The 1,286-nt window shown below is 39.8% G+C and carries 2 protein-coding genes; both read left to right on the forward strand.

Annotated features, from left to right (window positions below; translation table 11 throughout):
- Positions 1–899 (forward strand): reverse transcriptase domain-containing protein (locus CVD19_RS24170; protein WP_257985286.1); only part of this gene is annotated, 899 nt, incomplete at its 5' end.
- Between the two features lie 58 nt (positions 900–957).
- Positions 958–1,191, forward strand: a complete 234-nt coding sequence (locus CVD19_RS25225) for a hypothetical protein (protein ID WP_219620121.1) — start codon at positions 958–960, stop codon at positions 1,189–1,191.
- Positions 1,192–1,286: the final 95 nt, after the last annotated feature.

Here is a 1,286-nt window from a genome sequence, read left to right on the forward strand (position 1 = left end):
AGAAGCGTCCCTTGGGTATTCCCACGATTGAGGACCGTATTGTCCAACAAAGTGTGGTCAATGTTTTACAGCCTAAATTTGAGGACCAACTGTTTCATAACTGGTCTGTGGGATACCGCCCAAACCGAGGAGTGAAAAGAGCTCTTCAAATCATTCTGTGGAACATAGAATCGGGATACAATCATATTTATGACTGCGATATTAAAGGATTCTTCGAAAACATACCACATAAGAAACTGATAGGGGTGTTAAAGAAGTATGTTTCAGACCGAACGGTCTTAAATATGGTTGAGCAATGGCTCAAAGCAGGTTATATGGAAGAAGGCAAAAAGATTCACTCTGATTACGGAACACCCCAAGGAGGAGTGATTTCCCCTTTGCTTGCCAATGTATATCTGAATGAATTGGATTGGGAATGGGATTTACACAAGATTCGTTTTGTACGTTACGCAGATGATTTTCTGCTTTTTGCCAAAACAAAAGAAGACATCAAGAAAGCTGCTTCCCTTACAAACGAGAAGTTGAAAGAACTTGGGCTTGAAATTTCCAATGCGAAAACGAAAATCGTCGATTTTCGAAAAGACGATTTCGATTTTCTCGGTTTTACATTTAACCACTGGAAAGAAGGCAAGAAGGACAAAAAGCCAGTCTTTCATGTCACACCCAAGAAGGAATCCATTAAGGATTTTCGATTGAAAATTAAAGAGAAAACACAGAAAACCCTCACCTTGAATAAAGAAGCGTGGATTAATCGTGTTAATCCGATCATCAGGGGAAAAGTGAACTACTATGTCGCGATTATTGAGGCAATAAAGGAGAACATTAAGTTAGGAAATTCCAAATCATTGCGTAACAAGGTGGGTTCGGAGAACCCTGCAGGATTTGGATGGGTATATTAGGAGAAGGCTAAGAATAGCCTTTATTCACAAACATCCAAGTCAAAGAAAAGAAAAGAAAATGCGGTCGAAATGGAACAATTCTTTCTTCATCGCAATCAATTTAATTCCGGGATACTGGCTTTACCTAAATAAAGCCTATGGTTACACGCTCGAACAATACTTATCTGACATGAAATTGAAGAGCAAACATAGTCTGGAAAATGCCAAAAGACGCGCAAAAGAAAAAGGCGAAGAGTATTATACTCCCCACCGGCTCCAAAAGATGCAAAATGCCTGGAACGCATCCTCTTGATAAACATTGTAACATATGGGTAAGCCGTATGCCTTAATAGGGCACGTACGGTTTGATAAGGGGGAAGCCTTGAGAGAGGTTTCCCTACTTTATTT

It is taken from the genome of Bacillus sp. T33-2 (assembly GCF_002860205.1).
GTDB lineage: Bacteria > Bacillota > Bacilli > Bacillales > Cytobacillaceae > T33-2.

What these genes read in the sequence shown, in the direction of transcription:
- CVD19_RS25225 (WP_219620121.1), top strand. Translation starts at nt 958, where the DNA reads ATGCGGTCGAAATGGAACAATTCTTTCTTCATCGCAATCAATTTAATT.